2 protein-coding genes and 1 pseudogene are annotated in these 1,882 nt (G+C 68.3%); all 3 read left to right on the top strand.

Annotation, left to right across the window (positions count from 1 at the left end; translation table 11 throughout):
- Positions 1–843: pseudogene (locus EET03_RS32475) on the top strand (PE family protein); the annotation flags it as partial.
- A gap of 43 nt (positions 844–886) precedes the next feature.
- Positions 887–1,096 (top strand): hypothetical protein, encoded by a 210-nt coding sequence (locus EET03_RS29880; RefSeq protein WP_136625732.1) that lies wholly within the window; start codon positions 887–889, stop codon positions 1,094–1,096.
- Positions 1,097–1,314: 218 nt separating this feature from the next.
- Positions 1,315–1,882 (top strand): PE family protein (locus EET03_RS19615; RefSeq protein WP_136625731.1); only part of this gene is annotated, 568 nt, incomplete at its 3' end.

Below are 1,882 nucleotides of genomic sequence, written 5' to 3'. Positions count from 1 at the left end.
GATCTGGGGGTGGGTTTTGGGATCCCTGGGGGCCGTGGCGGTGATGGTGGCGATGCCTATCTGTATGGATTCGGCGGCGCCGGCGGACCCGGGGGCGCGGTTAGCCAGGCCATCGCCGATTTCGATAGCACCGGCGTATATGGCGGTGGTTTCGGCGGGTCAGGCGGTAACGGCGGCACGGGCGGGTGGATCGGTGGCGGCGGGCCCGGTGGTGCCGGCGGAGCCGCCGGTATGGGTAGCACGAGCCAGGGTGGCGGCGGTACTGGTGGTGAGGGTGGTCCCGGCGGGCACGGCGGTTCCACCCGGTTCATCGGGTCCGGCGGTTACGGTGGCGAAGGCGGCCCGGGCGGGCGCGGTGGTAGTTCGCTGACCCTGGGTGTGGCCGACGGCAACGGAGGTAACGGCGGTGATGGCGGTGGTGGCGGCACCGGTGGGATCTTTCTGGGTCCCGGTCCCCACAACAACCTGCTGCAACAGCTACTGCAGTACCGCGGCGGCCACGGCGGCCCCGGTGGCCCCGGTGGCAATGCCGGCTTCGACAAGGGCTTCGGCGCTATACCGGGTGTCGGCGGCATCGACGGCCTGGGCGGTGACGGCGGGGACCTCAACGGCTTGCCCGGTCTGCCGGGTCCCGATGCGCTGAACCAGGCTCTGTTCGCGTTGAGCTCAGGGCAGCCGGCGCAGGCATTGAATTCACTGATGCCCCAGGCGTCGATGCTGGAAGGCGAGTCGGGTGAGGCCGGTGTTGATCCCGGTCGAGAGCTGCACGGCAACGGCGGCGCGGGCGGGTTGTACGCGACCGGCGGGCAGGGCGGCACCGGCGGCGAGCCCGCCTCGGCGTAAAGCGGGTAACCGGCGTCGGCAAGACGCCGGCAACATCAAGCCGATGATCCGTTACCGCGTCACGGCGTATGACCAGCTTTTTCATCGCAGTGCACATGCGCGCGACGGATCAGGGTTCGACGTGCTCGGTGGGTTACGAGGCGTGCGGGCGGCCACGGCGGCAACGCTTGGCGGTTCGGAAACGGCGGTGGCGGCGCCTTCTTCGCCCGATCTCCCCGCTGCCGACGTTACGACCAAGACTCTCGCCGCCTGAGTTTCACGCTTCTGCATGATCGTTAGGCGTGCTGCGGCAGCAACAGGCAGATACGCCATCTAGGCCCGGCGGTCGCTCAGCGAACCGCTGCGTCTGAGGCTGCCAAGAACAGCCCGATCAGGTGTGACCAGCGCATTTCATGAGTTCCAAACGTTCGTCTCAGGGCGCCTCGACACACTTTGCGCAGATTGGCTTACGAGGGCGCTTGGAGGATGCAGATGTCATTCGTGATTGCGGTACCTGAGGTTGTCGACGCCGCGGCAACGGAGTTGGCGCGCATTGGCTCGACGATCAGCCAGGCCAACGTGTTCGCTGCGTTCCCGACTACGTCCATCGCGGCTGCGGGCACCGATGAGGTGTCGACGGCCCTTGCCGCACTGTTCGGGTCGCTCGGCCAGGAATATCAGGCGATCAGCGCCCAAATGGCGGCCTTTCATGACCAGTTCGTGCGCAACCTGCAGGCCAGTGTGAACGCTTACGCGAGCACCGATGCGGCCAGTGCGATGGCCGCGGCAGAGCAACAGGTTCTGGATGCGGTCAACGGGCCGACGAAAGCACTGACCGGTCGCCCGTTGATCGGCGACGGAGCCGACGGGATTGCACCCGGGCAGAATGGTGGCCACGGAGGGTGGCTCATCGGCAATGGTGGCGACGGTGCACCGGGTGCTGCCGGTCAGGCCGGCGGTCGCGGTGGTGACGCCGGGCTCATCGGCAGCGGCGGACGTGGCGGGGCCGGCGGCGCGTCCATTCGTCGGCCGACGTCGCCCACGGCCTTGCCTGGGGGGG

The organism is Mycobacterium innocens (assembly GCF_900566055.1).
GTDB classification, from domain to species: domain Bacteria; phylum Actinomycetota; class Actinomycetes; order Mycobacteriales; family Mycobacteriaceae; genus Mycobacterium; species Mycobacterium innocens.
The sequence above is the reverse complement of the archived record's forward strand: the minus strand, read 5'-3'. Positions and strand labels throughout refer to the sequence as shown.

Bases quoted from the DNA above. Each gene is read 5' to 3' on its own strand.
- EET03_RS29880 (WP_136625732.1), top strand. From the start codon at position 887: ATGATCCGTTACCGCGTCACGGCGTATGACCAGCTTTTTCATCGCAGT.